This is a genomic window from Pseudomonas sp. KD5 (genome assembly GCF_012932895.1).
In the GTDB taxonomy this organism is placed as follows: Bacteria; Pseudomonadota; Gammaproteobacteria; order Pseudomonadales; family Pseudomonadaceae; genus Aquipseudomonas.
In genome coordinates this window covers 477,794-503,412 of the sequence record NZ_JDWJ01000004.1, presented here as the reverse complement: position 1 = coordinate 503,412, position 25,619 = coordinate 477,794, and the positions used below count along the sequence as shown (strand labels likewise).

Here is a 25,619-nt window from a genome sequence, read left to right as displayed (position 1 = left end):
CGCTCCTACAGGTGTACGCGATCCGCTATTTAGCCGACACGCAATGCGCGCAGGTCGAGGCGACCGTCCTTGAGCGGCGGGCACCAGTAGTAGCCGCCAGTGATCGGTCGGCTGATGCGGTACAAACCGTCGGTGATGCCGTCTTCCAGACCGCTCATGCGCCGCAGTTGGGCTTCGAATGCATCGAGGGAAAAACCGAATGCCAGGAACATCAGGCCGGCGCGATCGCCTTCGATCCACGGCATCGAGCGACGGACCACGAAGGCTTCAGGTGCGAAGCTTTCCTGTGCGGTGCGTTTGACGTGGGCGGAGATCGGCGCGTCGTCGAGTTCTTCGTTGTCGCTCAGGCGCCGACCCATGATGTTGTCCTGCTCATGGGACGGCATCGCGTGGAAGCCTTTCAAGTCATGCTGCCATTGCTGGATCGCGGCGAAGCTGCCACCGACCAGCCCCTCAGCCCCCTCGCCCAGCAGCGCGGCGGCGACAGCGGCTTCGTCGTGAGGGTTTTCGGTGCCGTCTTCGTAACCGGTCAGGTCATTGCCGGTCATGTGGCGGAAGGTTTCGTTCATCTGCACCAGACGCAGGGCCGGTGCCAGCGCGGCTTCGATCGCGTGGCTGCGATTGAGCAATTCGCCACGGTCAACACCGTGCAACCAGCACCAGAGCGCGTGTTGGGTCGACGGGTTGTCGACACCGACACCAACCAGCGCAGGAAAGGCGCGCAAGCCGTCGATCTGCGCGTGCAGCGCCTTGACCAGGGACTCGCCGAAACCGACCACCGCCGATTTTCCGTCCACCAGGCGCGTCAGGTTATCCAGCGCTGCCGGCAGTGCCTCGGCGGATTCGAGGGCGAAGAACATATGACGAGCTTGAGGCGGAACTGGGGTGGCGAGGATGCCCGGCTGGTAGTAACTCATATGAACTCCTTTGAGAAAGAGCACGAAGTTTAACCGGGGGATCGTTACTTGTGTGTTTTCAAGGACAAAAGATCGCAACGGCTACAGGCTCTGTCATGAGCAGATGGGCCGACAGATTCTCGATCCACAACGTCGAGTCAAAAAAACCATAAGATGAGCCATGACAAGCCAGGCCGAGGTCTGCTAAAACGATTCATCAGTGCATCACCCAATCCAGACGGGGTAGCGACATGACCACAGCATCGATCCTTGGCAACCTGTTTCCCACCGCCGACGGCATCCCGGAAAAGTATCGCCTCAACGGCCAGACCGAACAGCGCGAATACCTGGTCGACGGTGAACTGAAAACCTGGTCCGGCCCCCTCGCCCAGGTGCGCAGCCCGGTATACCTGAGCGGCGCGAATGGCGATGAACAAGTGATTCTCGGCAGCACGCCGCTGCTCGATGCCGACACCGCCCTGACCGCGCTCGACGCGGCTGTCCGTGCCTATGACCGGGGCCAGGGCCTGTGGCCGACCATGCGCGTGGCCGAGCGTATCCAGCATGTCGAGACCTTCCTCGGTCGTATGCGCGAACAGCGCGAGGCGGTGGTCAAGTTGCTGATGTGGGAGATCGGCAAGAACCTCAAGGACTCGGAGAAAGAGTTCGACCGCACCTGCGACTACATCGTCGACACCATCAACGCCCTCAAGGAACTCGACCGCCGCTCCAGCCGCTTCGAGCTGGAACAGGACACCCTCGGCCAGATCCGCCGCGTTCCAATGGGCGTAGCCTTGTGCATGGGGCCTTACAACTACCCGCTGAACGAGACCTTCACCACGCTGATTCCGGCGCTGATCATGGGCAACACCGTGGTGTTCAAGCCGGCCAAGCTTGGGGTGCTGTTGATTCGTCCGCTGCTGGAAGCCTTTCGCGACAGCTTCCCGGCCGGGGTAATCAACGTCATTTACGGCAGTGGCCGCGAGACCGTCAGCGCACTGATGGCCAGCGGCAAGATCGATATCTTTGCGTTTATCGGCACCAACAAGGCTGCCAGCGACCTGAAAAAACTCCACCCAAGGCCTCACCGCTTGCGTGCGGCACTGGGCCTGGATGCGAAGAACCCCGGCATCGTGTTGCCTGAGGTGGATCTGGACAACGCGGTCAGCGAAGCCGTCACCGGCTCCCTGTCGTTCAACGGTCAGCGCTGCACCGCGCTGAAAATCCTCTTCGTCCATGAAGACGTGGTCGAGGCGTTCATCGAGAAATTCAACGCCAAGCTCGCCTCCCTGAAACCCGGCATGCCGTGGGACAGTGGCGTGGCCCTGACACCGCTGCCGGAGGCGAGCAAAGTCGATTATCTGCATTCGCTGGTGGCGGACGCGGTCAGCAAAGGCGCCGCCGTGGTCAACCCCAATGGTGGTGAGTCCCGCGCGTCGTTCTTCTACCCGGCCGTGTTGTACCCGGTGACACCGCAGATGCGCGTCTATCAGGAAGAACAGTTCGGCCCGGTCGTGCCGATCGTGCCTTACCGTCATCTGGACACCGTGATCGATTACGTCCTGGAATCCGACTTCGGCCAGCAACTGAGCATCTTCGGCACCAACCCGGTGGCGGTCGGCAGGCTGGTGGACACCTTCGCCAACCAGGTCGGCCGGATCAACCTCAACGCCCAGTGCCAGCGCGGCCCGGACACCTACCCGTTCAACGGCCGCAAGAACTCCGCCGAGGGTACGTTGTCGGTGCATGATGCGCTGCGGGTATTTTCGATCCGGACCCTGGTGGCGACCAAGTTCCAGGAAAGCAGCAAAGAGCTTCTCAGCGAGATCATCAGCGGCCGGAACTCGAGCTTCCTGACCACCGACTATATTTTCTGAGGGCACCAAAATTTTCTGAGGACACCAGACCTGAGCATCATCAAAGGCCTTCGACTGCCACCGCTGTTGCGCCGAATACTGCGTCCATTGCTGGACCCGTACCGGCGCTACCGCCACGCCAAACTGATCCATGCGGTGCGGGTTTCGTTGGGGTTGCTGGCGACGATTCTGCTGACCACTGGCATCCATCTGCCCCACGGCGAATGGGCGTCGGTGACCATGCTGGTGGTGATCGGCGGCTTGCAGCACCACGGTAATATCGGCAAAAAAGCCGCCGAGCGAGCCATCGGCACCTTGATCGGGGCCGGTGTCGGCTTGTTGCTGGTGGCGCAACAGGCCTGGCTCGGGATGCCGTGGCTGACCTATTTCGCAATGTCGGTGGTGTGCGGATTTTTCTCGTACCACGCCATCGGCAAGGGTGGTTATACGGCGCTGCTGTCGGCGATCACCGTGTTTATCGTTGCGGGGCACGGTGACAACCCGGTCACCGATGGCCTGTGGCGCGGGGTGGATATTCTGATCGGCATCGCCCTGGCACTGGCTTTCTCCTTCGCCCTGCCGCTGTACGCGGTGTACTCCTGGCGCTACAACCTGGCCGATGCATTGCGCGACTGCGCGGCAATCTACGGCCGTATCATCAACGGCGAGTCCGTCGCCGCTGACGAGCACCTGAAGCTCATGAATCGCTTGAACGCAGTCATGGTGCAACTGCGCTCACTGATGCCCTCGGTGTCCAAGGAAGTGCGGGTTTCCATGACCGAACTCGATGCGATTCAGCGCAATCTGCGGATGTGCGTCAGCATCCTGGAGATCCTCGGCAATAGCCGGCCGAATGCCGATGACTCTGAGGCAATGGCCCATCTGCAATCGGCATTGAAAACCGAGCATCGACAGATCCGGGTGCAACTGATCGGTATGGCTCGGGCATTGAAATCGGGCGTTTCACAACGGCTCAGCCGGCCAGCCGAACCGCCATTGGACTCTACGCTTGATATGCCGGTCTACAGTCCGCTGGATGGCTACCGATTGCTGACCCGACAATTGACCGCGAACATCGGCGAGATGCGCCAGCGTCTGGCAAAAACCGCACCGCGCTGGAACATCTGAGAGGCCGTTTATTGTGTAGCCACCCGCCGCAGCTTCAGGCCCCAACCCTGTTGCATCCCTGCGGCGGCCAGCAGAATCGCGGCGACACCGATCCATTGCAGCGGCTCCAGGCGATGGCCAAAGGCAAACCAGTCCACGAAAATCGCCGCAATCGGATAGATGAACGATAACGCGCCGGTCAGGGCGGTCGGCAGCTTTTGAATTGCTCCGTAGAGCAGCACATACATCAAGCCGGTATGCACGATACCCAGCGTCACCAGGCTGGCCCAGGCACTGGGTGCTTGCGGCAGCGCCGAAAAATGCGCAAAGGGTGCGAGCAATAGCACGCCGGTGCAGACCTGGACCAACGCGATCAGATGCGGTGGCGTGCCGGTCAGACGCTTGATGATCAACGCGGCAATCGCGTACAGGAAGGCAGCACCCAAGGCCAGAGCGATCCCCATCAGGTAATCGTTGCCACCCTCGCCTTGTTCGCCATGTGCGCTGACAATCGCCAGCATCCCGAGAAACGAAATGCCCAGCCAGAACAGTTTTTGCAGGGTGATTTTCTCCCCGAGAAACAGCGCGGCCAGCCCCACCAACATGAACGGCTGGACGTTATAAACCGCCGTGCCGATGGCAATCGAGGCGCGCGAATAGGACGCGAACAACAGCACCCAGTTACCGACAATCGCCACACCACTCAGTACGGCCAACAAGAAGGTAGTGGACGTCAAAATGCCAGGGCGCAGAAAGCCGAACGCCGCGCAGATCAGCAACAAGGTGGCGGCACCGAACACGCAGCGCCAGAACACCACGTCCAGCACCGGTTGCCCGGACACCAGCACGAACCAGCCAATGGTCCCGGAAATCAGCATGGCGGCGGTCATCTCGAATGAGCCGCGACGTAGTGTTCTGTCCATCATCAACCTCCTGTGTTTGAGGCCAAAGTATGCCAATCCGCCGAGGGGCTTCTCCAGAGCAAAAAGCAGGCTAAACTCGGCATCTGCCTTTTTTATCAAGGCTTATCCAGCCGACTGCCTAACAGGGGATTCCCATGACCGACGACATCGACCAAGTGCTGATCAGCGCATTGATGGAAGACTCCCGCCGCTCGCTCAAAGCCCTGGCACAGATCAGCGGCCTGTCCTCGCCCAGCGTTGCCGAGCGCCTGCGCCGCCTCGAAGAACGCGGCGTACTCAAGGGCTATACCGTCGAAATCGACCCTAAATGCTTCGGCTACCAACTCCAGGCCATCGTCCGCATCCGCCCGTTGCCGGGGCAATTGCAGGAAGTGGAACGGCAGATTCAGGCGATTCCCGAATTCACCGAGTGCGACAAAGTCACCGGCGACGACTGCTTCATCGCCCGCTTGCATGTGCGCTCGATGGAACAACTGGACACCCTCCTCGACCGCCTCAACACCCACGCTGAAACCAACACCGCCATCGTCAAGAAAACCCCGATCAAGCGCCGGCTGCCACCGATGGCGTGAGTGCTGTTTTGTTCGCAGAAGCGTAGATTGGTGTTTTTCCGGCGAAGGATTGGCGGTATGAAAACTCAGGCCATGTTACTGGCGGCGGTGATGCTCGCAGGCTGCGGTACGTTCCAGACAGTGGTGCGTAGTGACGAGGCAGCGGCAAAGAGCCTCAAGGAACAGAAAACCTACTGCGGTGCGGTTCCACGGATCTATAGCGGCGTGACTTATGACTTTTGCCGCCTGCATGCGACTCCAGGCCCAGGCATCGATGAGTACAAGTACGACAATGGCACGCCTTTTGTGCTGATCGACGTAGTCATTTCCGGCGCTCTCGACACCATGCTCCTGCCCTACACCATTTATCGGCAGCAGGCCGATGGCAGTATTGTCATTACCGAATAGCCTTGGGCGCCCTGATTCCCAGACAAAAAAAACCCGCCGAAGCGGGTTTTTTACTCAAGGCTGGCGATCAATCATCGCGGCCCATGATGCCGAACAGTTGCAGCAAGCTGACGAACAGGTTGTAGATCGATACATACAGGCTGATGGTCGCCATGATGTAGTTACGCTCGCCGCCGTGAATGATGGCGCTGGTTTGGAACAGAATGCAGACCGAGGAGAACAGCACGAAACCTGCGCTGATCGCCAGTTGCAGACCGCTGATCTTGAAGAAGAAGCTCGCCAGCGTCGCACCCAGCAGCACGAAGAAACCGGCTGTGATGAAACCGCCGAGGAAGCTCATGTCCTTACGGGTGATCAGTACATAAGCCGACAGGCCGCCGAACACCAGCGCGGTCATCGCGAAGGCCGAGCTGACCACTTCCGCGCCGCCCTGCATGCCCAGGTAACGGTTGAGGATCGGGCCGAGCAGGAAACCCATGAAACCGGTCAGCGCGAACGCAGAAACCAGGCCCCACGCCGAGTCACGGAGTTTGTTGGTGAGGAAGAAAAGGCCGTAGAAGCCGATCAGCACGACGAAGACGTTCGGGTAACCGACACGCATCTGCTGTGCGACAAACGCCATCACGCCGCTGAATGCGAGGGTGAGGGCGAGTAGGCCGTAAGTGTTGCGCAGGACGCGGCTAACCTCTAGCTGCTCAGCCTGCACGCTGTTATTAACTGCGTAATCCTGTTCGCGCATGGCGACACTCCTGTTGGTTTGAAACGTTCAGTCGCAAAGATCATAACAGACGCTCTGTAACAAGCTATGCAGAGAGTTTGACAGTGTGTTTCATTCAGGTATTATGGCGCCCGCAACGCAAACGGAGGTGTGGCCGAGTGGTTTAAGGCAACGGTCTTGAAAACCGTCGACTGTAACAGGTCCATGAGTTCGAATCCCATCGCCTCCGCCATCTTTATACAACAAAGCCCTGATTATTCAGGGCTTTGTCGTTTGTGGGGGTTGGCGGCAATCTCGCCGTTGGGCATGTGTTCCATAACTATTATTGACGTGTTCCAGAACTCGGCAGCTGCCCCCCTCCTCCGGCGTCCTGCCGATCGTTAAAAATCCTTCATGTAACGCGATGCTACGCTGTCCTTAAAACCGAGGATTAGCGATGCCACAATTCAAACCTTCTCCCCTCCCTGCCATACAAGATCAACGAAAATCAACTCGCTCTCGAAGCCGCCATCCTGGAGCGTTCCAACTGGGTCGAGGCTCATGGCTCGGCTGATGCCCACCGACACTTTGCGTGGCGCCTTGGACACCATCGACAAGAACGAGGAGTTCATCAAGCTTACGCTCACAGTCCCGATGGCACCGGAGTGACGACGGCTACTTTTCCTTGGCTGAAAATGACTGCTATCAGCCAGCCAAAAGCAGCCTCTTTGGTGGCCCGCGTGCGGCCGAAAACACGTCAGTTCAATCCAGAATGGGACGAAGGAAACTGCGCTCATAGCTCAGGATGAATTTTTGCTCGGTAGCCTGCGTCACCAATTGAACACACTCCGGATCAACTCCGGCCTCCCTACGATACTGCTCATAATCTGCCAGGCTGGAAAAGCTGAATAGACAGTAAGCGATGTTGTTGGCGCCTTCCGCTGGTAGAAAGTAGCCATGGTGGTTTCCTCCCATACGGGTCACCACACGAATCCAATGGCGAGAATAGCTTTCGAAAGCCGGGAGCTGGTAGGGATCGATTACATACCTGACGTGGCAAGTGATCACTGGATCATTCCTTTGAAAATGGGGAAGCCGCTATTCTACGCACGCCATAAGCTGAGTCGTCGATGGCAGTCTGGGGGCGATTTCAGCCCATCTCAACAGGCAGCAATCGGCCCAGGCTGTGTAAAAACGCAGGCCTCGTTTTGAAGTCTGTGTCGCTACGTAAAATCTGACCGTGATTGGCAGATCAGTGGTCCTGAAATGTGCGTAGGAACGCGGTTTTCGTTCCGATTCGAACCTTCAAACCTGCTCTAAAACGTTTTTACACAGCCTGGGCCAGGAGCGGTCGCGGGGATAAAGCTGAAACAACCAAAATCTACTTCCCTTCAAGCTTTCGTTTCAGCCGCCCGAGATCACTATTGACGATCAACTTATGGGCTAGACCTACCGGCAGCATGTAGATGCGCCCAAAGACGTTATGCGTTACGACAGATGATGTGACCGTGAACACTCGATCTGTTATCGAAAGGCAAATCATGACATCCAGATGCCGGTCACGTTCGGTCAGAACCAGTATGTCGGGGGCACTATGCTCCACCAGAAAGAAATCCAGCTGTTCGCCAGCGTGTACTGTCTCTCGCCTAGCGCCGGAGAACCCACCGATCCGCCTCACGCCGAATAACGAGGAAATCGCGTCCCTCATTCGGAAAGCTAGCCGCATGAACAGTCCCGGTTCGGCCGTCATGATGTTCCAAGCGTCAAGAGTGGTGATTTCAACAGGGAGCGGAACCGACCTGCTGTCATAGTAATCAAGATCGGACAGTGCACGCAGAGTGTGAGCAGGTGATGTGGTAGCCAAACATTATTTCCTTCAGTGGCCCGACTGCCATTCCGATAAAATCGGAAGCTGATTATCATGTAGCCATGCTACGTCGTGATCCCCCCCAAATCTCCCTTAGCTGTTCGCTGGGTGAATATCTGACGGCTACAGGCCGGTATGGGTCCAGAGTGTGTAAAAACGCTTCACCAAAATTGAAGTGCTCGCGTCTACGTTAAATCTGAAATTTATCGGCACGTCAGCAGATGTGGATTTTGCGTAGAAGCGCGATTTTCAGTCCGGTTCTGAGTACCTGTCGCGCTCAAAAACGTTTTTACACAGCCTCGGTCGGAAGCAGCCCTTCACGACGGGCAGCAATCGGCCATTTGCGGTCGCTCAACCGCCCGCCCTCGCTTAAGTACTAGCCGAGTGATATACCGCTGTTGGGTCTAATGCATGGCAAAAACAGGCAGTCGTATGACGCGATTCTCAATTTATAGCGGGTTGGTTTTGGTGGGCTACTCGGCGCTCGATTACGGAGATCCCCCCATGGGCGTTGCTTCAGGCCAATTCGAACCTGCCGATGGGTACGCTGCTATCCAGAACGAGTGCTCAACGAACCACCACGATCAGACCGTTCTGGATCTTTCTGTTCAGACAGAAGCGGGTCTGGTAATTACATGTGAGGGTCTGGCCATCCTGGATTACTCCAAAGAGTTCCCGTCGCCTTGCATCGAAGTGAACATTTTCGGTATTCCATATCCTTTCTATGGTGAGCTGTTTCCTCAGCAGGTCACTCTGTATGAGCGTCAATTCAGCTAATCGGAATGCCCCGTCTGTGTCCGTTTCGGATCGAAAGCTACCCCTCAGAGCCATCCCTTCCCGCCCAAAGCATTGACCATCCGCTCGCAATCAGTTTTCAGTTGGGTTAATAACGACAGATTGGCTCAACCTTGGCCAACACCTCACAATCATCTAGGGGGCATCGGCTCATCGGAAATGCCCCGTCCCTTGCAAACGATAGGCACGCCACGTGAATTTTTCCGAATACTTTGCAACTAACGATGGATCGCTCCCTGAGGTTGTGGTGACGTATTCAGATTCGTCGTTTGTACCGCAGGCATTTCAATATCTGTTCGATCATGGCGCGAAAAATGTCACTGTTGACGGCGGCTACCTTTGGATCAAAGCATCCCAAAGTGGGAAGCCATTCTCCGGCCCTCAGGATGCTTTGCTTGTAAGCTCAGGAGCAGCAGAGGCATTCCACGTCGTTCTCGGTGGGCTGTACGGCACCCGGGGTCAAATACCTGACCTTGGTGTTTACGTTTTCACTAATAGCCTCACATTGGACTATCGGATGGGGGCTCAGTGGGGACAAGATCAGATCTACTCATTGTTGGAGCTACTGCGGCAGCTAAGAGACCTCGGCGGCGTTATATCTATCCCATGGTGGGGAGCTGAGGGTGAACACGACTTCCTTGCAGCCCTGGAGAGCCCCGAAAAAATTATTCATACCTAAATTTACCGCGGGTCGTGACAGGCAGAAATCGGCCAAGAAGTGCCTGTCGCCGACGACCGCATCGATCCGAAGCCGTCCCCCGTCGAGGCCGCATACCCCCCGCTGATAATCCGCAGAGTATTGGTTCATCTGCGCCCCGCCCCCTTTCGCAGGAAGTCGTTCCAGCGGTCAGTGCTATAACGATCCGTCGTCGCGACCGATCGCTACTATGATGGTTATCTCGTTACCGGCGGGCCCTATCTCTTCAGGCTAAGGCCTTCCGGCTGCGCTCCCCTATGATGAAAGGCGGGCGATTAAGCCGTTTTAAGGCCTGCCAATTTAAGCGCTTGGTCGTACTCGCTATAGAAATCTTGGAGGCCATACACCACAGACCTGCCACGCGTGACTTCATCGAAGAATTCGCCTGCATCCTCGACCCGCTCCAGTAGCGTGAGAATCTGAGGCACGCTTAAAAAAATCGAGTTGAAGAACGGGCGGTCGGGCTTCTCTTCAATGACATAGCCACGTAGCGCAGCAACAGTTTTACGCCAGTCTTCGAGTCGTTTATTGTCTCTTTCATTGTCCGCATTCACCTCTATGCGGATTGCTGCATCGAGAATTCGCTGCAGGATAGATCGACTCTGGAGACCTCCGAAATCGGTTAGCGAGATAGACGCTTTCTCGATTTCTCTCCCATCAAGAGCCACGGTGACTTCCTGACCCTGTTTGTCTTTGAGGGTGATCTCTCCCTGCTTGACCAGATGAGTTTCTGCCTTGTACGCCTGTTCATGTGCTTTCATCAGGCTCTGGGCTAGGTCGACAAGAAGGTCTGCACCGTGGCCCGCCATAGCCTTGCGTGTCAGCCCTTTTTTCTTGACCTCGAATATAAATATCCCCTTTGGAGTATCAATCAACGCGTCACATTCACCTAACAGCTCGCGGTTATCTGACTGAATGTCGCCAGTGTGTATTGGTACGCCCGCCGCACGGATTCGAGTCCGAATAAAGTCTTCCAGGATCTCTCCCAGCTTCTGGTCGAGTGCCTTATCAAACACATCGTTAGGTCTGGAGATCATGTTTAGCACAGCGTTCATGGCACCCATTGCCGTCAGGGAGCGCGGAAGCAACCGGTAACTTTTGCCGCGCTTGAACAATGGTTTGAAGCTAGAATCAATCTCAGCGCTCGATGGCGGAAAGGACAGTGTCCGATTCGAAACCCCTTCTCCAAAAGCCAACACATCACTCAAGGCGGTTTCGACTATGTCCTTCCGTAGACCTGAGGCTTTAGCCAGATCATCGGCGGTAACCGCTGTTTGGCGCTTTGTATGCGAGAGATCGATTGCAGCTAGGGCAAGCTTGGTCGCATCCTTCAGCCTTACCCTGTAGCTCACGTGTCCGGCATTCACGAATGGTTTGGTCAGCGAGCCGAGGATCAATTTGGCGTGACGACCACTGATCTGCTGGACCGCAATTAGGTTGTCGTAAAGGACTGTCTCCTGAAGCAGGGACATAAGGCGGTCAGGTCCGAACAGCAGGTTACTCCAGATGCTGTAGGGCTGGATCTCAAATACTGTGATGAGATCTCTGATCAGGTGAACCAACTGCTCGAAATCATGCTCACTATTAGCAGCCTTTTGGGCTGGCAGGTGCTTTACGCCCAAAGCAATCAGATAGCCCCATGGTACCGCTGGAAAGACTTTGGATATGCCCGTGGAAACCTTGCGCCCGAATAAGTATCGGCCAAAAGGCTGGTGATACAGCGACTCTAGGTTCGAGAAGACCTTCTCCAGAATGCCTGCCCCTCCCACGGCATTCGCCAATCGAGAGATTTCAGTTGTGATGAGCGTGTGAGAGTCTTGGGAAATCCTGACTTCGCAATTTTCTTCGCTGATTTCGACCCCTAAGCGAGAAAGCTTCAGGCAAGCCTGTGATAGAGCATTCTCCTCATCGGAGAATTTCTCGGCTTGTCCTGGACGAAACCAATGAAGCGAACCCTGTGCTGACAGGACTAATTCGACTAACTGCTCCCAATCCAAAGCAGAGTTTTGTGCGCTTGGACGTTCTTCCCGGGTCGCGTCTCGAATGACGGCTAGGATCGAGAGATAAGGGTCCCTCTTGGCATTGCCACGCTCATGACGAATGGCAAGGTACTTCCGAAGCGCAACGACGGTCGAGAGAAGTTTCTTCTCGAAGCCTGCAGCAGCCTCGCTGAGCGCTTGATAGGCATCTTCGCTGGACAATTTAGGTAATGAGGCTGAACGGCCTTTGACGCGATCGCATAACTCGATAAATTGCTGGATATCCATATTTTTTTTGCCAGAGCCGGCGTCCATCTCGATGACCTAAGGAGGGCCCACATTGTCCATCCTTGAAGTTTCGTTGTCACTTACACATGTAGCGTCATTGGCCATCGACCGTTGCCAGTCAACAACGACCGCTTCGGGTCGGTTGCAGCCTTGGCGACAGGCAGAAACCGACCAGTAGTGGTCATTTAGACGACAGTACCGTGGACGAGATGCCATCTCACCCTCGTTTTTGGATCGGGTCTCCCTCCGGAAAATCAAGGAGCCAACTGATAGGTTGACTGCACTAGACCGGAAGGAAAACACCGGCTATTTACTAGCTTCAATTCAATGTCCTGCGTAAGGGCCCCGAACAATGGTCTTCCCGACCCAATCAGCACGGGAACAGTGGTGATCACCATATCGGCGACTAACCCGTCACGCAGGAATGACTGCACCAATTGCCCGCCATCGACATAGACTCGATGCACACCTTGCCTCGCCAGTTCCGCCAGCAGGTCTGAAGGAGTGAGGTTGGAAAAACGCACTTTTCCCTCTAGCGCATTAGGCACCTGTGAATCGGCCAACTGTTGAGACAACACGATTACTGGCAGGTCGTAGAACCAAGTGTCGAAGGTCAGCACTTTCTCATAGCTCCCCCTCCCCATCACGATAGCATCCTTATCGGCGATGAAGCCCAGGTAGCCGTGATCCTCACTCTGATCATCGCGCTGCAATAGCCAGTCAATGTCACCGTCGGACCTGGCGATATAGCCATCTAGACTGATGGCGATGAAAACATGTGCAGTAGTCATAGAAGTTTCCTTATTCAGACGACGCATGACTGACCGCAAAGAGGATAGCAAAACTAATATATAGCTAAATTTCTTAGCTGGTTTTCTACAAATCCCGCTCAAATCAAATGGGTCAAAAAAACCGTGTAGCGTATTTTGATCGCGCGAATAGGCCGTTCACGCTTTGAATTAATCTTCCTTCAACACCGGTTCAACTTCATCGACCGGCAACGAAGCCAACATTTCAGCGCGACAAACCTCAAGGATCTCATCCGCGAGTGCAGAATCATCCGGGCAGGCACGCGACAAAATAATCGCGCCGACAGCGCGAGACAGCAGGTCGATCATTTTCTTTCTCCCCTCTCCCGCCTCGGCATCCGGTCCCGTCGGATATTTCTCTCCCAGCGTTTGCAGGGTGTGTTCAATGCCTTCGGCAAATGTCGTTTTCACATCATCCGATTGACGCGCCGCGTCGCTGCACAACGCGGCCATGGTGCAACCGCTGCCACGTCCGTCCCGATGTTCTCGGGTCACATAGACGTTGATGAAGCCCGGAACATCGAGCGCTTGGGCGCCTGTCAGCGATTTGGCAAGACTGCAGGCCGAGGCTTCGGCCATCAGGTCGGCCTTCGACCCGAAGTGCTTGTAGAAGCCTCCATGGGTGAAACCGGCAGCCGCCATGAGATCCGCCACACCGACGCCATCAAAGCCGCGCTCACGGAACAGCTCTGAGGCCGTTTCAACGATGTGCTCTCGATTGGCCTGCGCCTGGGCCTTGGTCACTCTCACGTGCAATACCTCGTGTTTACCGGGAAATCATGCGTCCAATCATACATAGATGCTGGTCATAATCAAAACCGTTGACAGTTTAGATTTCGATCATCATCCTAATTGCACGCAACACCGATCTCCATCAACGGGCACGGAAGAAATACCAGATGACCAATCAGAGTCTGTTCACCCCTTACACCCTTGGCAGCCTTGCGCTGTCGAACCGGGTCGTCCTCGCGCCGCTGACACGCAACCGCGCAGGCCAGGGCTTCGTCCCCAGCGAGTTCGCGGCCACCTATTACAGCCAACGCGCCAGCGCCGGCCTGCTGATCAGCGAAGCCACGCAGATTTCCCGCCAGGGCCAGGGTTATCAGGACACCCCGGGGATCTACACGCAGGCGCAGATAGACGGCTGGCGCACCGTGACCGATGCCGTCCACGCCAAGGGCGGAAAAATCTTCCTGCAACTGTGGCATGTCGGCCGTGTGTCGCATGTTGATCTGCAAGAAAACGGCGCTGCTCCTGTGGCCCCTTCTGCACTGCGCGCCGCCACCAAAGTGTTCGTCAACAACCGTTTTGAAGACGTCTCCGAGCCGCGCGCACTGGACATCAGCGAACTGCCGGGGATCGTCGCCGATTTCCGCCAGGCTGCGTCCAACGCTATCGCCGCTGGGTTCGATGGTGTGGAGATTCACGGTGCAAACGGCTATTTGCTGGATCAATTTCTCAAGGACAGCGCCAATCTGCGTACCGATGCTTACGGCGGTTCGATTGAAAATCGTGCACGTCTGTTGCTCGAAGTGACGACGGCCGTCATCAATGAAATCGGCGCGGATCGCACCGGTGTGCGCCTGTCACCGGTGTCACCGGCCAATGGCGTTTCCAGCAGCGATCCGCAGGCGCAATTCGATTACGTCGTTGAACAACTCGACGCCCTCGACGTGGTTTATCTGCACGTGGTCGAAGGCGCGACCGGTGGCTCGCGCAACGTGGCGCCCTTCGATTTCGGCGCTCTGCGCCAGCGCTTCAAAAACACCTACATCGCTAACAACGGCTATGACCTAGAGCTGGCGACTTCGAGGCTCGCTGAAGACCAGGCCGACCTGATCGCCTTCGGTCGCCCGTTCATTGGCAATCCGGATCTGGTGGAGCGCCTCAAACGTGGCGCGCCATTGTCCGCGTTCAATCCCGCCACCCTCTATGGCGGCGGTGCGGCTGGCTACATCGACTACCCGACATTGGCTGAATCGAGCGCCACCGCAAGCTGAGCCATCAGTGATCGCGCTTTCTGTTTCACACATCCTGAAAGAGAGATACCCCATGAGCACTCGCCCTACTGTTCTCATCACTGGCGCCTCCACCGGCATTGGCGCGGTCTACGCCGAGCGCTTCGCGCAACGCGGCCACGATCTGGTACTGGTCGCCCGCGATCAGGCGCGCCTGGATGCACTCGCAGCGCGCTTGCGCAGCGAACACGACGTCGCCGTCGATGTCATTGCGGCGGACCTGACCCAACTCAGCGATCTGACAACCGTTGAAAACCGCCTGCGCGACGACGCCCGCATCGGCATCCTTGTCAATAACGCCGGCGCCGCGCTGTCCGGTAACTTCATCGACCAAAGCACCGACAGCGTTGCGCAACTGGTCGCCCTCAACACCACGGCGCTGGTGCGGCTCGCCAGCGCCATCGCCCCACGCCTGTCCAAGGCAGGCGACGGCGCGATCATCAACATCGGTTCGGTGGTGGGCCTCGCGCCGGAGTTCGGCATGACGGTCTACGGTGCGACCAAGGCATTTGTGCTGTTCCTTTCCCAGGGCCTGAGCCTGGAACTTTCGCCTCAGGGCGTCTACGTGCAGGCCGTGCTGCCCGCCGCCACTCGCACGGAGATCTGGGATCGCTCCGGCGTCGACATCAACACCTTGAGCGAAATCATGGAAGTGGACGATCTGGTGGATGCCGCCCTAGTCGGTTTTGATCGTCGTGAACCGGTGACCATCCCGCCGCTGCACGAAGCGGAACGCTGGGATGAGCTGCAGAGCGCACGTCAGGGCCTGCTGGGACAAATCCGCCAGTCTGCGGTTGCCCAGCGCTACCAGACTCCACAGTGATTTTTTGGTAGCGAGCATTAGCGCCAGATTCGATGCAGGCGCAAGTCACTGCATCGAATCCGACCCGCTGTCCGGAGTAGCAATGAATTCAACGCAGACAAGTACGCCCTCGGGTTCACAGACGTCGTTCATCAATGCGACGAACCAGACGATCACGGTCAACGGCATTCCTTTTGCCTATCGCGATACCGGCCCCGCAACCGGTGTACCCCTTGTACTGTTCAACCATTGGGGCGCGGTGCTGGACAACTTCGACCCCGCGATCATCGACGGCCTGGCACAAACCAGACGCGTCATTACCACCGACTATCGCGGCATCGGCGGCTCTGGTGGAAGCGCACCACTGACCGTCGGCGAAATGGCTGACGATGCCATCCAGCTGATCCATGCGCTGGGGTTGGAAACCGTTGATGTGCTCGGTTTCTCCCTCGGCGGTTTCGTCGCTCAGGACATCGCCCTGAAGGCACCTAATTTGGTGCGGCGTTTGATTCTGACCGGCACCGGACCGGCCGGCGGCAGCGGTATCGACAAGGTCGGCTCGGTGACATGGCCATTGATGCTCAAAGGCTTGCTGACCCTGCGCGATCCGAAGTTCTACCTGTTTTTTACTTCGACGCCCAATGGCCGTCGATCCGCCTCGCTGTATTTACAGCGCCTGAAAGCACGCAAAAAGAATCGCGACAAGGGCCCGACGCCCAGCGCTTTCCTGCGGCAGTTGAAAGCCATCACCGCGTGGGGCAAACAGCCGCCGCAAGACCTCGGGCGCTTGCGGACGCCGACGCTGATCGTCAACGGCGACAACGACATCATGGTGCCCAGCGTTAACTCGAGTGCACTGGCAAAGCGTATCCCCAACGCACAACTGGTGATTTATGAGGATGCCGGGCACGGCGGTATTTTCCAACACCACGTTGACTTTGTGGCCAAGGCGCAGGCGTTCCTCGATGCCTGACAACGCGGCGCAGCAACGCAGCAACGCACCGGCTACCCTCCTTACAACCGACAAGAGCCGCACCACGATGAAAGCATTTCTAATTGATCGCTATGGCAAGAACCCCGGGCGGATTGGCGAAGCTCCCGCCCCCGCAGTGAGTGCCCACGACGTTTTGATCGAGGTACACGCCAGCAGCGTCAACGTGCTGGATTCGAAGATCAGCAAAGGCGAATTCAAACTGATCCTGCCCTACTCATTTCCATTGATCCTGGGTAACGATCTGGCAGGCGTCGTGATTGAGGTGGGCTCGAAGGTGACACGCTTCAAACCGGGAGACGAAGTGTACGCTCGCCCACCGGAAGCGCGGATCGGCACGTTCGCCGAATTGATCGCCGTGAACGAGAACGCGATCGCCCTGAAACCTGCCAATACCAGCATGGCACAAGCAGCGTCCCTCCCCTTGGTTGCACTGACCGCCTGGCAAGTGCTGGTCGAAATCGCCCAACTGAAAAAGGGTCAGAAAGTGCTGATTCACGCCGGCTCCGGCGGCGTCGGCACCCTCGCCATCCAGCTCGCCAAACACCTCGGTGCCTTTGTCGCTACAACCACCAGCACTGCGAATGTCGAATGGGTGAAGGCATTGGGGGCCGATCTGGTGATCGACTACAAACAGCAGAACTTCGAAAGTGTCTTGCACGACTACGACGTAGTGTTGAACAGTCTCGGCGCCGATGTCCTGGAGAAGTCACTCAAGGTGCTCAAGCCCGGTGGCCAGCTCATTTCCATCTCAGGACCACCCACTGCGCAGTTCGCACAGGAGCAAGATTTGTCCTGGCCATTGAAGCAAATCATGCGCGTGCTGAGCCTCGGTATTCGGCGCAAGGCCCACAAGCAAGACGTCAACTACAGGTTTGTATTCATGCGGGCCAACGGTGCCCAACTGCAACAAATAACCGCGCTCATTGAGGCCGGCATCATCAAACCGGTGATTGACCGCGCCTTCCCCTTTGAATCAACGGCAGAGGCGTTGAAGTATGTCGAGCAGGGACGAGCCAAAGGCAAGGTCGTTATTTCGATCAAATGACTACGCCACCTATCGATGAGTCGACCGAAGAGCTCGAGCAACTTTTAGCACGCCAGCATTCTTCATCCGGGCTGAGCGAGTTGACGACACTAGAGTTGCCGAAACAGGAAGCGCAGCAAACGGACGTCGTGCCTGTTGCACCAACTGTGATCCTATGGCGCAGTTTGATGCTTAAGCAGTAGATCTCGGCCTCGCCACAGCCACCGTACAAAGCACATTCATAATCAGTTTGGCGACTCTCTCCGTAGCACAATTGACGCACCCGAGGATGAATATACGTTCATCAAAAACATTGTTCTATGCGTCTAGCCTGTGGGTTCCGACATAGTGAATACAGGAGTAACCCACCATGTTCTCGCACGAAAGCATCCCGCTGATCATCATTTTCATCATCCTGCTGCTTGGCGTGCTTACCGCCGTCCTCCATCCGGTACATGCGTTCTATAGCTGGCTTCAGAGACGCAGGGAAAAATCATCCGCCGAGATCGCGAAAGAGGTGGATTCGCGCTGAACTTTTTTTAACGAGCCCGGCTAAGTCCGGGCTTTTTTTGAAGCTTTCGGGCCAGAAGCAGCCACTCAACGCGACTCGATAATTCCCACCCGACCGTGCATCATCATGCTCGCCACGATCCCGTCGTGGCATCACCTCTGCCCACCCTCTTAGGGTTGATAAATCCTCAACGCCTCGGCAGTAGTTAACGCCTGAAAGCATGCCCCTTGGCTATCGAAACAATCAACAACGCTGGTAACAACAATGCCAGCGCTACCCAGGGAATAGCACCTGCCCCCCATGTTTCCAGGAAAATGCCGCCGATCACACCACTGCCTGCAAACGCCAGATTGAAGACGGTCACCAACATTGATTGCGCAATATCGGCGCCGTCACTGGCAACATCAGCCAAGGAGGTTTGCAATAAGGTTGGCGCACCACCGAAGCTCATCCCCCACAGGACGATGCCGATATAGATCGCACTGACGGGCAGGTCACCCAAGCCCAGGGCAAACGAAACCAGGATGAATGCTGTCAGGCTGAGCAGTACCAGACTCCGAAGCCTGTCATCAATCAGCGTGCCAATCATCCATAGACCGAACAAGGCCGCAATACCGAATGAAAGGAGGCCCCGATCTATCTGATCGGCCAATCCAACAGAAGCCAGGAACGCAGCAATATAGGTATAGAGGGTGTAGTGGGCCAGGATCCAGAGCATGACCACCGCCAGCACGGGCCGCACGCCTGGGGTTTGCAGGACCCTGCGTAGCGGCAAGCGTCGATCGGAGCGTTGTCCGGGATAATCAGGCACTTTCAGATATATCCAGGCCATCAGCAAAAGGCTGAGTCCTGAGAGAGTCCCGAACACACAACGCCATCCCAGCAGCTTGCCGAGCCAGGCACCTAGCGGTACGCCTAGGGCTAGTGCCAAAGGGATGCCGAGCATGGCCAGCGCCATTGCGCGACCGTGCTGCTGTGGGGCGACCAATCGTCTGGCATAGCCGGCCAGCAGGCTCCAGGCCAGACCGGTTGCGATACCCACCATGAAGCGGGCAGCCAGCGTCAATGAAAACCAGGGCGACAGAGCGGTCACCGCATTACAGGCGCAAAACACCCCGACAGCCAGTAATAGCACCAAGCGCCGACGCCAGCCCTGCAACGCGAGAGTCAATGGAATAGCCGCTAACCCTGAGCCCAGTGCACATAGGGTCACCATCTGACCAGCCCACGCTTGCGACACACCAAATGCCTCGGCGATTTGCGGCAAAAGTCCTGCTGGCACCGTTTCGTTGGCGGTGGCGATAAAGCTCCCCATTGTCAGCGCCAACAGGGCCGCCAATGGGAGACGCCCAGTAGTGAGGTATTTGGTATTGCCCGATGTCGTGAAAGAGCCATTTTCAAATTGCGATTTGCCGGTCATGACCTGTGCTCAGAGGAATGGGAGACGTGAGTGTGATGAATTGCTACGGATTTGATAATTGGTCTACCATTTGATGAACCATCAAATTTGAATTGAATATGGCTACTGACCGATTGGGCGACATGCGTTTGTTTGTCGAAGCGGCAGCACTCGGCAGCTTGTCTGCCGCAGGGCGCAAACTGGCGCTGTCGCCGGCCGCGGCCAGCGCGCGACTTATCAAGCTTGAGGCGGCGCTGCGCACCAAGTTGTTTGATCGCACAACGCGTCAGTTGCGCCTCACGGAAGAAGGTCGGTTTTATTTGCAGCAATGCTGGGTCGCATTGCGGGCTATCGATGAGGCGGAAGCGGGGCTTCAAGCCAGTCAAACAGAGGTGCGTGGCAAGGTACGGATATCCGCATCTGCCGATTTTGGCCGCAAGCTTTTAAATGACTGGCTTGAGACATTCAGTACATTGCACCCGGAACTGTACGTCGCGCTGACGTTGTCGGACTCGGTGTCAAATCTGGTGCAGGACGATGTCGATCTGGCAATCCGGTTTGGACAGCCGCATGACAGCTCGATGATCGCCAGGCAGTTGGCTCCCAACTGGCGAGTACTGTGCGCTTCGCCTGATTATCTGGCGCGATACGGTGAACCCCAAACCCCTACTGACTTGCCTAGCCACAAGTTCATCGTGCTGGTGACGTCTGCAGGTCCATTGAACACCTTTCACTTTGTGGTGGATGGTCAGGAATGGAACCACACCGTTCCCATGAGCCAGGCATGGGAAACCAACGACGGCGCCCTCGCGCGCGCATGGGCGTTGGCTGGACATGGCATCGCACGCAAGACCATTTGGGATGCGGCAGCCGATATCCGTGCTGGACGACTGAAGGTGCTGTTACCTGACTTTTGTGCCCGAGAGGCCGGCGTCTACGCGGTATTACACGGCAATCGTTACCGGATTCCCCGCGTGCGTGTATTGCTGGATTTCCTTACCGACCATTTTGATCGCGCAACCGATGAGCTGTTGTTCGACCTTAAAGTACCTAATGCCTGATGTTAGGAGGTTGTAAGCCACGCCATACCGGATAAGAGTTGCCGTCAAGTGCGCAATGAGGTTGCCTAGGTCGGGGGCAGACAATTTCCAGTAAGTTGAATAGCCCTCTGGTCTCGTAGACACATCTGACTGGCTGCTGGAGCGTCCGCTATGGGTCGATTCTGTTGAAAAAGTCGGTTCTTCCAGACGGCCTGCATACTGACCGCTGAAAACGCCTATTTTGCGCGCTGCTACGCGAAATCCGAGTCCTGAACCTTCTGCCCAAAACACAGACTTCAATCTCAGGCGCGTACTTTTCTGCCGTGGAAACCGAAGCCGACTTTTTCAACAGAATCGGCCAAGAGCGGACACTCGAGCACATCACCTGGTTGGCTGTTTTTTCAGGACGAAGCGGTCACCGATGTTCCGCTGCCAACATTGACCTGAACTGAGAAATGATCTCTGAAGTTAACCCGGCAGCTTCGAACACTGCGCAGGTAAAGCTAACGGGAGCAGGACCTGGCGCAGTTATGATGCGGTCAGCAACCACAGCTACTGGACTGCTTCGATAAAGCGAGGACCCTTCATAACCTGCGGCATTCTGTTGTAAAAAGTCAGCGCTGTTCGAGGTATGAGAAACCGTGTCGAGAAGCCCGGCTCTCGCAAGTGCCAGCGTTCCCCCACAGATACCGGCAATTGTCGCGCCACTTGAACGACTAGTATGAAGAAAGTCCCGAATATCCGGTGCATCTGCACGTTCCCAGATCATTCCACCGATGACGACAACAACGTCCGGTTTCCAGTCCAGGCATTGTTGCAAGCTGCAATTCACAGTTACTGCCAATCCACCCTGCGAGCGGAACTGCCCCGTAGTAGAGGCGAAAAACCTAACGTCGATCCCGTAGAACGGGGATGCGGTGCCTGCAATGAAAGCATATTCCCAGTCCGCAAAACCGGGTGTCAGTATCAATCCCACGCGTGCCATCAGTCAGAATCCTCCATGAAAACGAATAACATAAAGCGACAACACATAGATCTCAATGGCTGCCTTGGGTCGAAAGTTTCCCCTCACCGCTGACAGCTCTCGGCCAGAGGCTGATTGTTGGAATCGGCTGAAATCGCCACTCAATGGTCAAGCCTATAAACTTGCGGATGACTCAAGGTGCGTATCACTTCCTGCCAGTCGCCGTAATTCGCTCACATCGGCGAACCACTCATGGGACTGAAGACTGTGGAATGCATCATATGCTCCATATCCCCAGGCGACCGCACCAAAGGCGATACCGGCAGTCGCTGCTGCTTCACCATCCGTAGGTTGGTCGCCGATGTAGATAACGTCTTCTGGCGCCACGTCGAATTTGCGCATGACACGGCGCAAGCGAGACGCCTTGCCGAAAATGGAGACGCCGCACTCGAAGGCCCGGATATGTCGACAGCTGGAGCCCAAAATTTGCGTGATATTTTCTTGGGAATTAGAAGATACCACCGCCAGAATCAGTCCTCTCTCGTCAAGATGGGCAAGGGTATTTGCAATGTTATTGAACAGTGGGATCGAGCTTCGATGTTTCCTCATCAAGCTCATGAAGGTTCGCGCCACCAGAGGCAGCTTCCAGCGAGGCATTCCGATATGAGCCATGATCTCCCGAGCCCCCTGCTTGCGCAGACAGTCCAACTCTTGCGGGTGAATTCGACTGAATGCGTGTCTGTCAGCAACCTGGTTGAACACTGAAACAAAGAACGGAAAGGAATCAGCGAGCGTGCCGTCAAAGTCGAAAATGGCAAGCCGGTATGACATGTAAAAGCTCCTTCCTGTAGTGGTGGCAGCCGAGTCCAGGCGGCTGCTTGTGCTGGGCGATTAATTCACCCGATTGGTGGGAAAGGCGCATTATCCCTGCTCCGGAATCTGCCCGGAAGGAGTAAGTGGCTTAACGCTGTTGCCGTATCTGACTACCTTCAAGGCCTTGACTTGATTTATCGAACTCGCCGAGCATATTCCGATGATTGCCAAGGCCAGAGTCGTTTTTCTCGCCACCCGCAATCACCTCAACCATCCGCTTCAGCACTCCTTCACGGCGATGCATGGGAGTAAACGTCCCATCGATGTGGGGCGGCATTCTATCGAACGACAAATCAGCGACAGGGATCGTCATCAATGCAATCGACTTTCAGCAAAGGCATCATATTTGCCCTCTCCGCCGCGGCACTGAACGCAACGATCGGTGTACTCAGCAAAGTACTCATGAGTAATGGCTTCACCGCCAGCAGTGTCGCTGTCATCAAGACCGTACTGGGTTGCATGCTTCTCTCGATCTTACTGCTTTTCCTCAAGCGCCCGGCGTCGACGACCAAATGGACTCAGGCGGCTATCTGCGCATTCCTTGGCATCTTTGTGCTGTTCCACTTCGAAACGTCCGCCTATCGACATTACGCTGCAGCAGGTGTGGTGGTTGTGCTGATGGCCAGTGCCTCAATTTCCTCGATCATTCTCGGGCGAATTTTTCTCAAGGATGCCATCACCGCGAACGCTACCGTGGGCGCCGCACTGGCTATCGCTGGGATCGCGGTGATCTTCGGCGCCGACCTGCAGCAGGGCTTTACCTTACAAGGTGCTGCGCTAGCCTCCATGGCCGGCTGCGGCTATGGGGCCTTTTCGGTTGCCATGAAGCGGATGGGTGTGTCGGGGGGGCTGCACTTCACGCGGCAATTGTTGTTCTTTGGCAGCCTGTACCTGCTGATGCCGGCAGCGGCCGATGGTTTCGCGATCGGCGAGCTGTCGCCGCTGGCGATCGCCGCACTGCTGGCGCTGGCCGCGCTGCCGACAATCCTGGGCTTCTTCTGCACCACCAAGGCCATCGAATATCTCAAGCCATCCCAAGTGCAGGCGCTGGAGCTGACCGAGCCGTTGTTCGCCGCGCTGCTGGCGTTTGTGGTGCTCAATGAAGTACCGCGCGAAAGCCTGTACGCAGGGGCAGTACTGATCATCGTCGGCCTGTGTTTTTCCAATGAGCTGATCCGCTTAGGCAGCAAAGCATCCGTCCCTTCGACCGAGTGAGCTACTTTCGGATCCTGATTGCTTTAGCAATCAGTGGTTTTGAAGTGTTTTCAGGGCTTTGTCGTTTCTGGGGATGCGAGCGAGCAGCCCCTCTAAGCCCCAGCAATCTCCACTGAACCTACCGCGCCCCAACCACGTCCAGTCGAACAAAGCCGGACCACACGCGAGGCCACGCTGTGCATCAGTTCCGCGCACGGATGCACAGCGTATTTTTCACGCAGAAGAGACCGAGTCGTCTTCGTTTGTTTTCAGCTACCTGTTACCACACAGCAATATGGGAATCGGCCCGCGGCTCGGTGCCGCCGCACAACACACCGGTGTCCGGGTCGCGGATGATGATCTGCCCTCGGCCATAGTTGATCAGGTCGCAATCGACCTGAACCTTATGTCCGCGCCGGGCCAGCGAAGCGGCCAAGTCCCTCGACGCCCCCTGCTCGATGCCGACTTTCATGCCTCCCAGCCATTGCCATCGCGGTGCGTCCAGCGCAGCTTGAGGATTGAGACCAAAATCCACTAGGTTCAAGACCATCTGCACATGGCCTTGGGGCTGCATGTAGCCACCCATGACGCCGAACGGTCCCACCGGCGCGTCACCTTTACTGATGAAACCAGGAATGATGGTGTGGAAGGTCTTTTTGCCCGGTGCCAGGCAGTTGGCGTGGTCAGGGTCGAGACTGAATTCCTGCCCACGGTTCTGCAAGGCGATGCCGCTGTCTGGCAGCACCACGCCGGAACCGAAGCCGTGGTAGTTACTCTGGATGAAGGACACCATATTGCCCTGCGCATCTGCCGTGGCCAGGTACACCGTACCGCTGGCGTGAGGATCGCCGGGATCAGGTTGCTGAGCCTGATCAACGATCTGTTCACGGCGTTGGCTGCTATAGGTGTCGCTGAGAAGATCAGCCACCGCCACACGCATGTGCAGCGGATCGGTGATGTAATGCAGGCCATCGCTGTAGGCCAGCTTCATGGCTTCCAATTGACGATGCCAGGTCTGCTGGCTGTCTCGGTGATCGAAGTCGAAACCCTGAAGGATTTTCAGGGTCATCAGGGCCACCAATCCTTGTCCGCTTGGAGGGATTTCCCACACATCGTAGCCGCGGTAATTGATGCTGATCGGGTCCACCCATTGGGCGCGATAGTCCTGCAAGTCGCTGGCTCGCAGGTAGCCGCCGGTGGCGCGGGAATGGGCATCCAGCCGCTGAGCCAGAGCGCCGCGATAGAGGCTTTCGCAAGCACTGTTCGCCAGTTCTTCCAGCGTTCGGGCTTGCGCCGGGTTGCGGAATAATTCACCGGCCTTTGGCGCACGGCCATCAATCAGGAACGTGTCGAACCAGGCGTCGAGCACCGGGTCTCGATGGGGACTGAATTCATCCAGAGCAGTCTGCCATTGTCGGGCGACCACCGGCGACACTGGGAAGCCCTCCCGGGCCAAACTGATCGCGGGCTGCAGCAACTCGGCAAAGGGCAGCTTGCCGAACCGTCTGGACAACTCCGCCCAGGCCGAAGGACAACCGGGCACCGTGACCGGCGTCCAGCCATAAAGCGGCATCTGCTCGTGACCACACGCCTTGACTGCATCGATCGTCAGTGCCGCCGGCGCTTGGCCGTTGCCGTTCAGTCCGTGCAATTGGCCTTTGCTCCAGACCAGAGCAAAAGCGTCGCCGCCCAAGCCGCAGCCGGTGGGTTCAACTACCGTTAGCGCCGCCGCTGTAGCAATCGCGGCATCAATGGCATTGCCGCCGTTGCGCATGATTTCGATGCCGGCCTCGGCGGCCAGTGGCTGTGAAGCCGCGACCATGCCACGGCGGGCAAACACACTCTGACGTTGCGACGGATAGGGATATTCGTGGGCAGAAAATTTCAACATGGCAAAAGCTCTTCCAAACAAAGATTCATTGGCCGC

26 protein-coding genes, 1 tRNA gene and 1 pseudogene are annotated in these 25,619 nt (G+C 56.8%); 15 read left to right on the top strand and 13 right to left on the bottom strand.

Annotated features, from left to right (window positions below; translation table 11 throughout):
- Nucleotides 1-29: 29 nt before the first annotated feature.
- A complete protein-coding gene (locus AF70_RS12165) occupies nucleotides 30-917 on the bottom strand; it encodes a Dyp-type peroxidase (protein WP_019578460.1) in 888 nt (295 codons plus the stop codon).
- Nucleotides 918-1,147: 230 nt separating this feature from the next.
- Between AF70_RS12165 and AF70_RS12160 the strand changes: the two genes are divergently transcribed.
- Together AF70_RS12160 and AF70_RS12155 are read left to right on the top strand one after the other, a co-directional pair.
- Nucleotides 1,148-2,773 (top strand): NADP-dependent glyceraldehyde-3-phosphate dehydrogenase, encoded by a 1,626-nt coding sequence (locus AF70_RS12160; RefSeq protein ID WP_028940971.1) that lies wholly within the window; start codon nucleotides 1,148-1,150, stop codon nucleotides 2,771-2,773.
- 87 nt (nucleotides 2,774-2,860) lie between these two features.
- A complete protein-coding gene (locus AF70_RS12155) occupies nucleotides 2,861-3,880 on the top strand; it encodes an FUSC family protein (RefSeq protein ID WP_028940972.1) in 1,020 nt (339 codons plus the stop codon).
- Between the two features lie 8 nt (nucleotides 3,881-3,888).
- On the opposite strand, the gene AF70_RS12150 is transcribed toward AF70_RS12155, so the two are convergent.
- A complete protein-coding gene (locus tag AF70_RS12150) occupies nucleotides 3,889-4,782 on the bottom strand; it encodes a DMT family transporter (protein WP_028940973.1) in 894 nt (297 codons plus the stop codon).
- A 134-nt stretch (nucleotides 4,783-4,916) separates the two neighbouring features.
- On the opposite strand from AF70_RS12150, the gene AF70_RS12145 reads away from it, so the two are divergent.
- Together AF70_RS12145 and AF70_RS12140 are read left to right on the top strand one after the other, a co-directional pair.
- Nucleotides 4,917-5,354, top strand: coding sequence for an Lrp/AsnC family transcriptional regulator (locus AF70_RS12145; RefSeq protein WP_007941786.1), 438 nt, complete (start codon nucleotides 4,917-4,919; stop codon nucleotides 5,352-5,354).
- 57 nt (nucleotides 5,355-5,411) lie between these two features.
- The gene (locus AF70_RS12140; protein ID WP_019578456.1) at nucleotides 5,412-5,741 is read left to right on the top strand and encodes a YceK/YidQ family lipoprotein; all 330 of its coding nucleotides are present in this window, start codon (nucleotides 5,412-5,414) and stop codon (nucleotides 5,739-5,741) included.
- Between the two features lie 67 nt (nucleotides 5,742-5,808).
- Here AF70_RS12140 and AF70_RS12135 read toward each other — a convergent pair whose 3' ends face one another.
- Complete coding sequence (locus AF70_RS12135) at nucleotides 5,809-6,480, bottom strand: Bax inhibitor-1/YccA family protein (protein ID WP_007941789.1); 672 nt, start codon at nucleotides 6,478-6,480, stop codon at nucleotides 5,809-5,811.
- Between the two features lie 123 nt (nucleotides 6,481-6,603).
- Between AF70_RS12135 and AF70_RS12130 the strand changes: the two genes are divergently transcribed.
- Nucleotides 6,604-6,691 (top strand) — tRNA-Ser (locus tag AF70_RS12130).
- Nucleotides 6,692-6,923: 232 nt separating this feature from the next.
- Nucleotides 6,924-7,107, top strand: a pseudogene (locus AF70_RS29820) (hypothetical protein).
- Nucleotides 7,108-7,200: 93 nt separating this feature from the next.
- Here the strand turns inward: AF70_RS29820 and AF70_RS12120 are convergent.
- Together AF70_RS12120 and AF70_RS12115 are read right to left on the bottom strand one after the other, a co-directional pair.
- Nucleotides 7,201-7,506, bottom strand: a complete 306-nt coding sequence (locus tag AF70_RS12120; protein ID WP_018927614.1) for an NIPSNAP family protein — start codon at nucleotides 7,504-7,506, stop codon at nucleotides 7,201-7,203.
- A 313-nt stretch (nucleotides 7,507-7,819) separates the two neighbouring features.
- A complete protein-coding gene (locus AF70_RS12115) occupies nucleotides 7,820-8,302 on the bottom strand; it encodes a DUF2867 domain-containing protein (protein WP_019578452.1) in 483 nt (160 codons plus the stop codon).
- Nucleotides 8,303-8,809: 507 nt separating this feature from the next.
- On the opposite strand from AF70_RS12115, the gene AF70_RS12110 reads away from it, so the two are divergent.
- Nucleotides 8,810-9,082 (top strand): hypothetical protein, encoded by a 273-nt coding sequence (locus AF70_RS12110; RefSeq protein WP_028940974.1) that lies wholly within the window; start codon nucleotides 8,810-8,812, stop codon nucleotides 9,080-9,082.
- Nucleotides 9,083-9,293: 211 nt separating this feature from the next.
- The gene (locus AF70_RS12105) at nucleotides 9,294-9,779 is read left to right on the top strand and encodes a hypothetical protein (protein ID WP_028940975.1); all 486 of its coding nucleotides are present in this window, start codon (nucleotides 9,294-9,296) and stop codon (nucleotides 9,777-9,779) included.
- Between the two features lie 293 nt (nucleotides 9,780-10,072).
- On the opposite strand, the gene AF70_RS12100 is transcribed toward AF70_RS12105, so the two are convergent.
- The 3 genes from AF70_RS12100 to AF70_RS12090 all read right to left on the bottom strand — a co-directional run bounded on the left by AF70_RS12100 (nucleotide 10,073) and on the right by AF70_RS12090 (nucleotide 13,623).
- On the bottom strand, nucleotides 10,073-12,091 hold the full coding sequence (locus AF70_RS12100) for a hypothetical protein (protein ID WP_028940976.1): 2,019 nt from the start codon (nucleotides 12,089-12,091) through the stop codon (nucleotides 10,073-10,075).
- Between the two features lie 227 nt (nucleotides 12,092-12,318).
- Nucleotides 12,319-12,855 (bottom strand): dihydrofolate reductase family protein, encoded by a 537-nt coding sequence (locus AF70_RS12095; RefSeq protein WP_019578450.1) that lies wholly within the window; start codon nucleotides 12,853-12,855, stop codon nucleotides 12,319-12,321.
- Nucleotides 12,856-13,023: 168 nt separating this feature from the next.
- Nucleotides 13,024-13,623 (bottom strand): TetR/AcrR family transcriptional regulator, encoded by a 600-nt coding sequence (locus AF70_RS12090; RefSeq protein WP_026331592.1) that lies wholly within the window; start codon nucleotides 13,621-13,623, stop codon nucleotides 13,024-13,026.
- Nucleotides 13,624-13,772: 149 nt separating this feature from the next.
- On the opposite strand from AF70_RS12090, the gene AF70_RS12085 reads away from it, so the two are divergent.
- The 5 genes from AF70_RS12085 (at nucleotide 13,773) to AF70_RS12065 (ending at nucleotide 18,243) form a co-directional block, all read left to right on the top strand.
- Entirely contained in the window at nucleotides 13,773-14,873 is a 1,101-nt protein-coding gene (locus AF70_RS12085) for an alkene reductase (RefSeq protein ID WP_019578448.1), read from the top strand.
- Between the two features lie 52 nt (nucleotides 14,874-14,925).
- Complete coding sequence (locus tag AF70_RS12080) at nucleotides 14,926-15,714, top strand: SDR family oxidoreductase (protein WP_019578447.1); 789 nt, start codon at nucleotides 14,926-14,928, stop codon at nucleotides 15,712-15,714.
- An 82-nt stretch (nucleotides 15,715-15,796) separates the two neighbouring features.
- Nucleotides 15,797-16,666: an alpha/beta fold hydrolase gene (locus tag AF70_RS12075; RefSeq protein ID WP_019578446.1), complete on the top strand. Its 870-nt coding sequence runs from the start codon at nucleotides 15,797-15,799 to the stop codon at nucleotides 16,664-16,666.
- A gap of 67 nt (nucleotides 16,667-16,733) precedes the next feature.
- Complete coding sequence (locus AF70_RS12070; protein WP_028940977.1) at nucleotides 16,734-17,732, top strand: NADP-dependent oxidoreductase; 999 nt, start codon at nucleotides 16,734-16,736, stop codon at nucleotides 17,730-17,732.
- A 349-nt stretch (nucleotides 17,733-18,081) separates the two neighbouring features.
- Nucleotides 18,082-18,243 (top strand): hypothetical protein, encoded by a 162-nt coding sequence (locus AF70_RS12065; protein ID WP_019578443.1) that lies wholly within the window; start codon nucleotides 18,082-18,084, stop codon nucleotides 18,241-18,243.
- Nucleotides 18,244-18,427: 184 nt separating this feature from the next.
- On the opposite strand, the gene AF70_RS12060 is transcribed toward AF70_RS12065, so the two are convergent.
- On the bottom strand, nucleotides 18,428-19,642 hold the full coding sequence (locus AF70_RS12060; protein WP_028940979.1) for an MFS transporter: 1,215 nt from the start codon (nucleotides 19,640-19,642) through the stop codon (nucleotides 18,428-18,430).
- A gap of 98 nt (nucleotides 19,643-19,740) precedes the next feature.
- Between AF70_RS12060 and AF70_RS12055 the strand changes: the two genes are divergently transcribed.
- Nucleotides 19,741-20,682: a LysR family transcriptional regulator gene (locus AF70_RS12055; protein WP_028940980.1), complete on the top strand. Its 942-nt coding sequence runs from the start codon at nucleotides 19,741-19,743 to the stop codon at nucleotides 20,680-20,682.
- Between the two features lie 394 nt (nucleotides 20,683-21,076).
- Here AF70_RS12055 and AF70_RS12050 read toward each other — a convergent pair whose 3' ends face one another.
- The 3 genes from AF70_RS12050 to AF70_RS12040 all read right to left on the bottom strand — a co-directional run bounded on the left by AF70_RS12050 (nucleotide 21,077) and on the right by AF70_RS12040 (nucleotide 22,811).
- Entirely contained in the window at nucleotides 21,077-21,646 is a 570-nt protein-coding gene (locus tag AF70_RS12050) for a DJ-1/PfpI family protein (protein WP_019578440.1), read from the bottom strand.
- A gap of 153 nt (nucleotides 21,647-21,799) precedes the next feature.
- Entirely contained in the window at nucleotides 21,800-22,456 is a 657-nt protein-coding gene (locus AF70_RS12045; RefSeq protein ID WP_019578439.1) for an HAD hydrolase-like protein, read from the bottom strand.
- A 130-nt stretch (nucleotides 22,457-22,586) separates the two neighbouring features.
- A complete protein-coding gene (locus tag AF70_RS12040) occupies nucleotides 22,587-22,811 on the bottom strand; it encodes a hypothetical protein (RefSeq protein WP_032831163.1) in 225 nt (74 codons plus the stop codon).
- A 2-nt stretch (nucleotides 22,812-22,813) separates the two neighbouring features.
- Between AF70_RS12040 and AF70_RS12035 the strand changes: the two genes are divergently transcribed.
- On the top strand, nucleotides 22,814-23,713 hold the full coding sequence (locus tag AF70_RS12035) for a DMT family transporter (RefSeq protein WP_018930051.1): 900 nt from the start codon (nucleotides 22,814-22,816) through the stop codon (nucleotides 23,711-23,713).
- 259 nt (nucleotides 23,714-23,972) lie between these two features.
- Here the strand turns inward: AF70_RS12035 and AF70_RS12030 are convergent, their stop codons facing one another.
- The gene (locus AF70_RS12030; protein ID WP_028940981.1) at nucleotides 23,973-25,583 is read right to left on the bottom strand and encodes a gamma-glutamyltransferase family protein; all 1,611 of its coding nucleotides are present in this window, start codon (nucleotides 25,581-25,583) and stop codon (nucleotides 23,973-23,975) included.
- Nucleotides 25,584-25,619 lie beyond the last annotated feature (36 nt).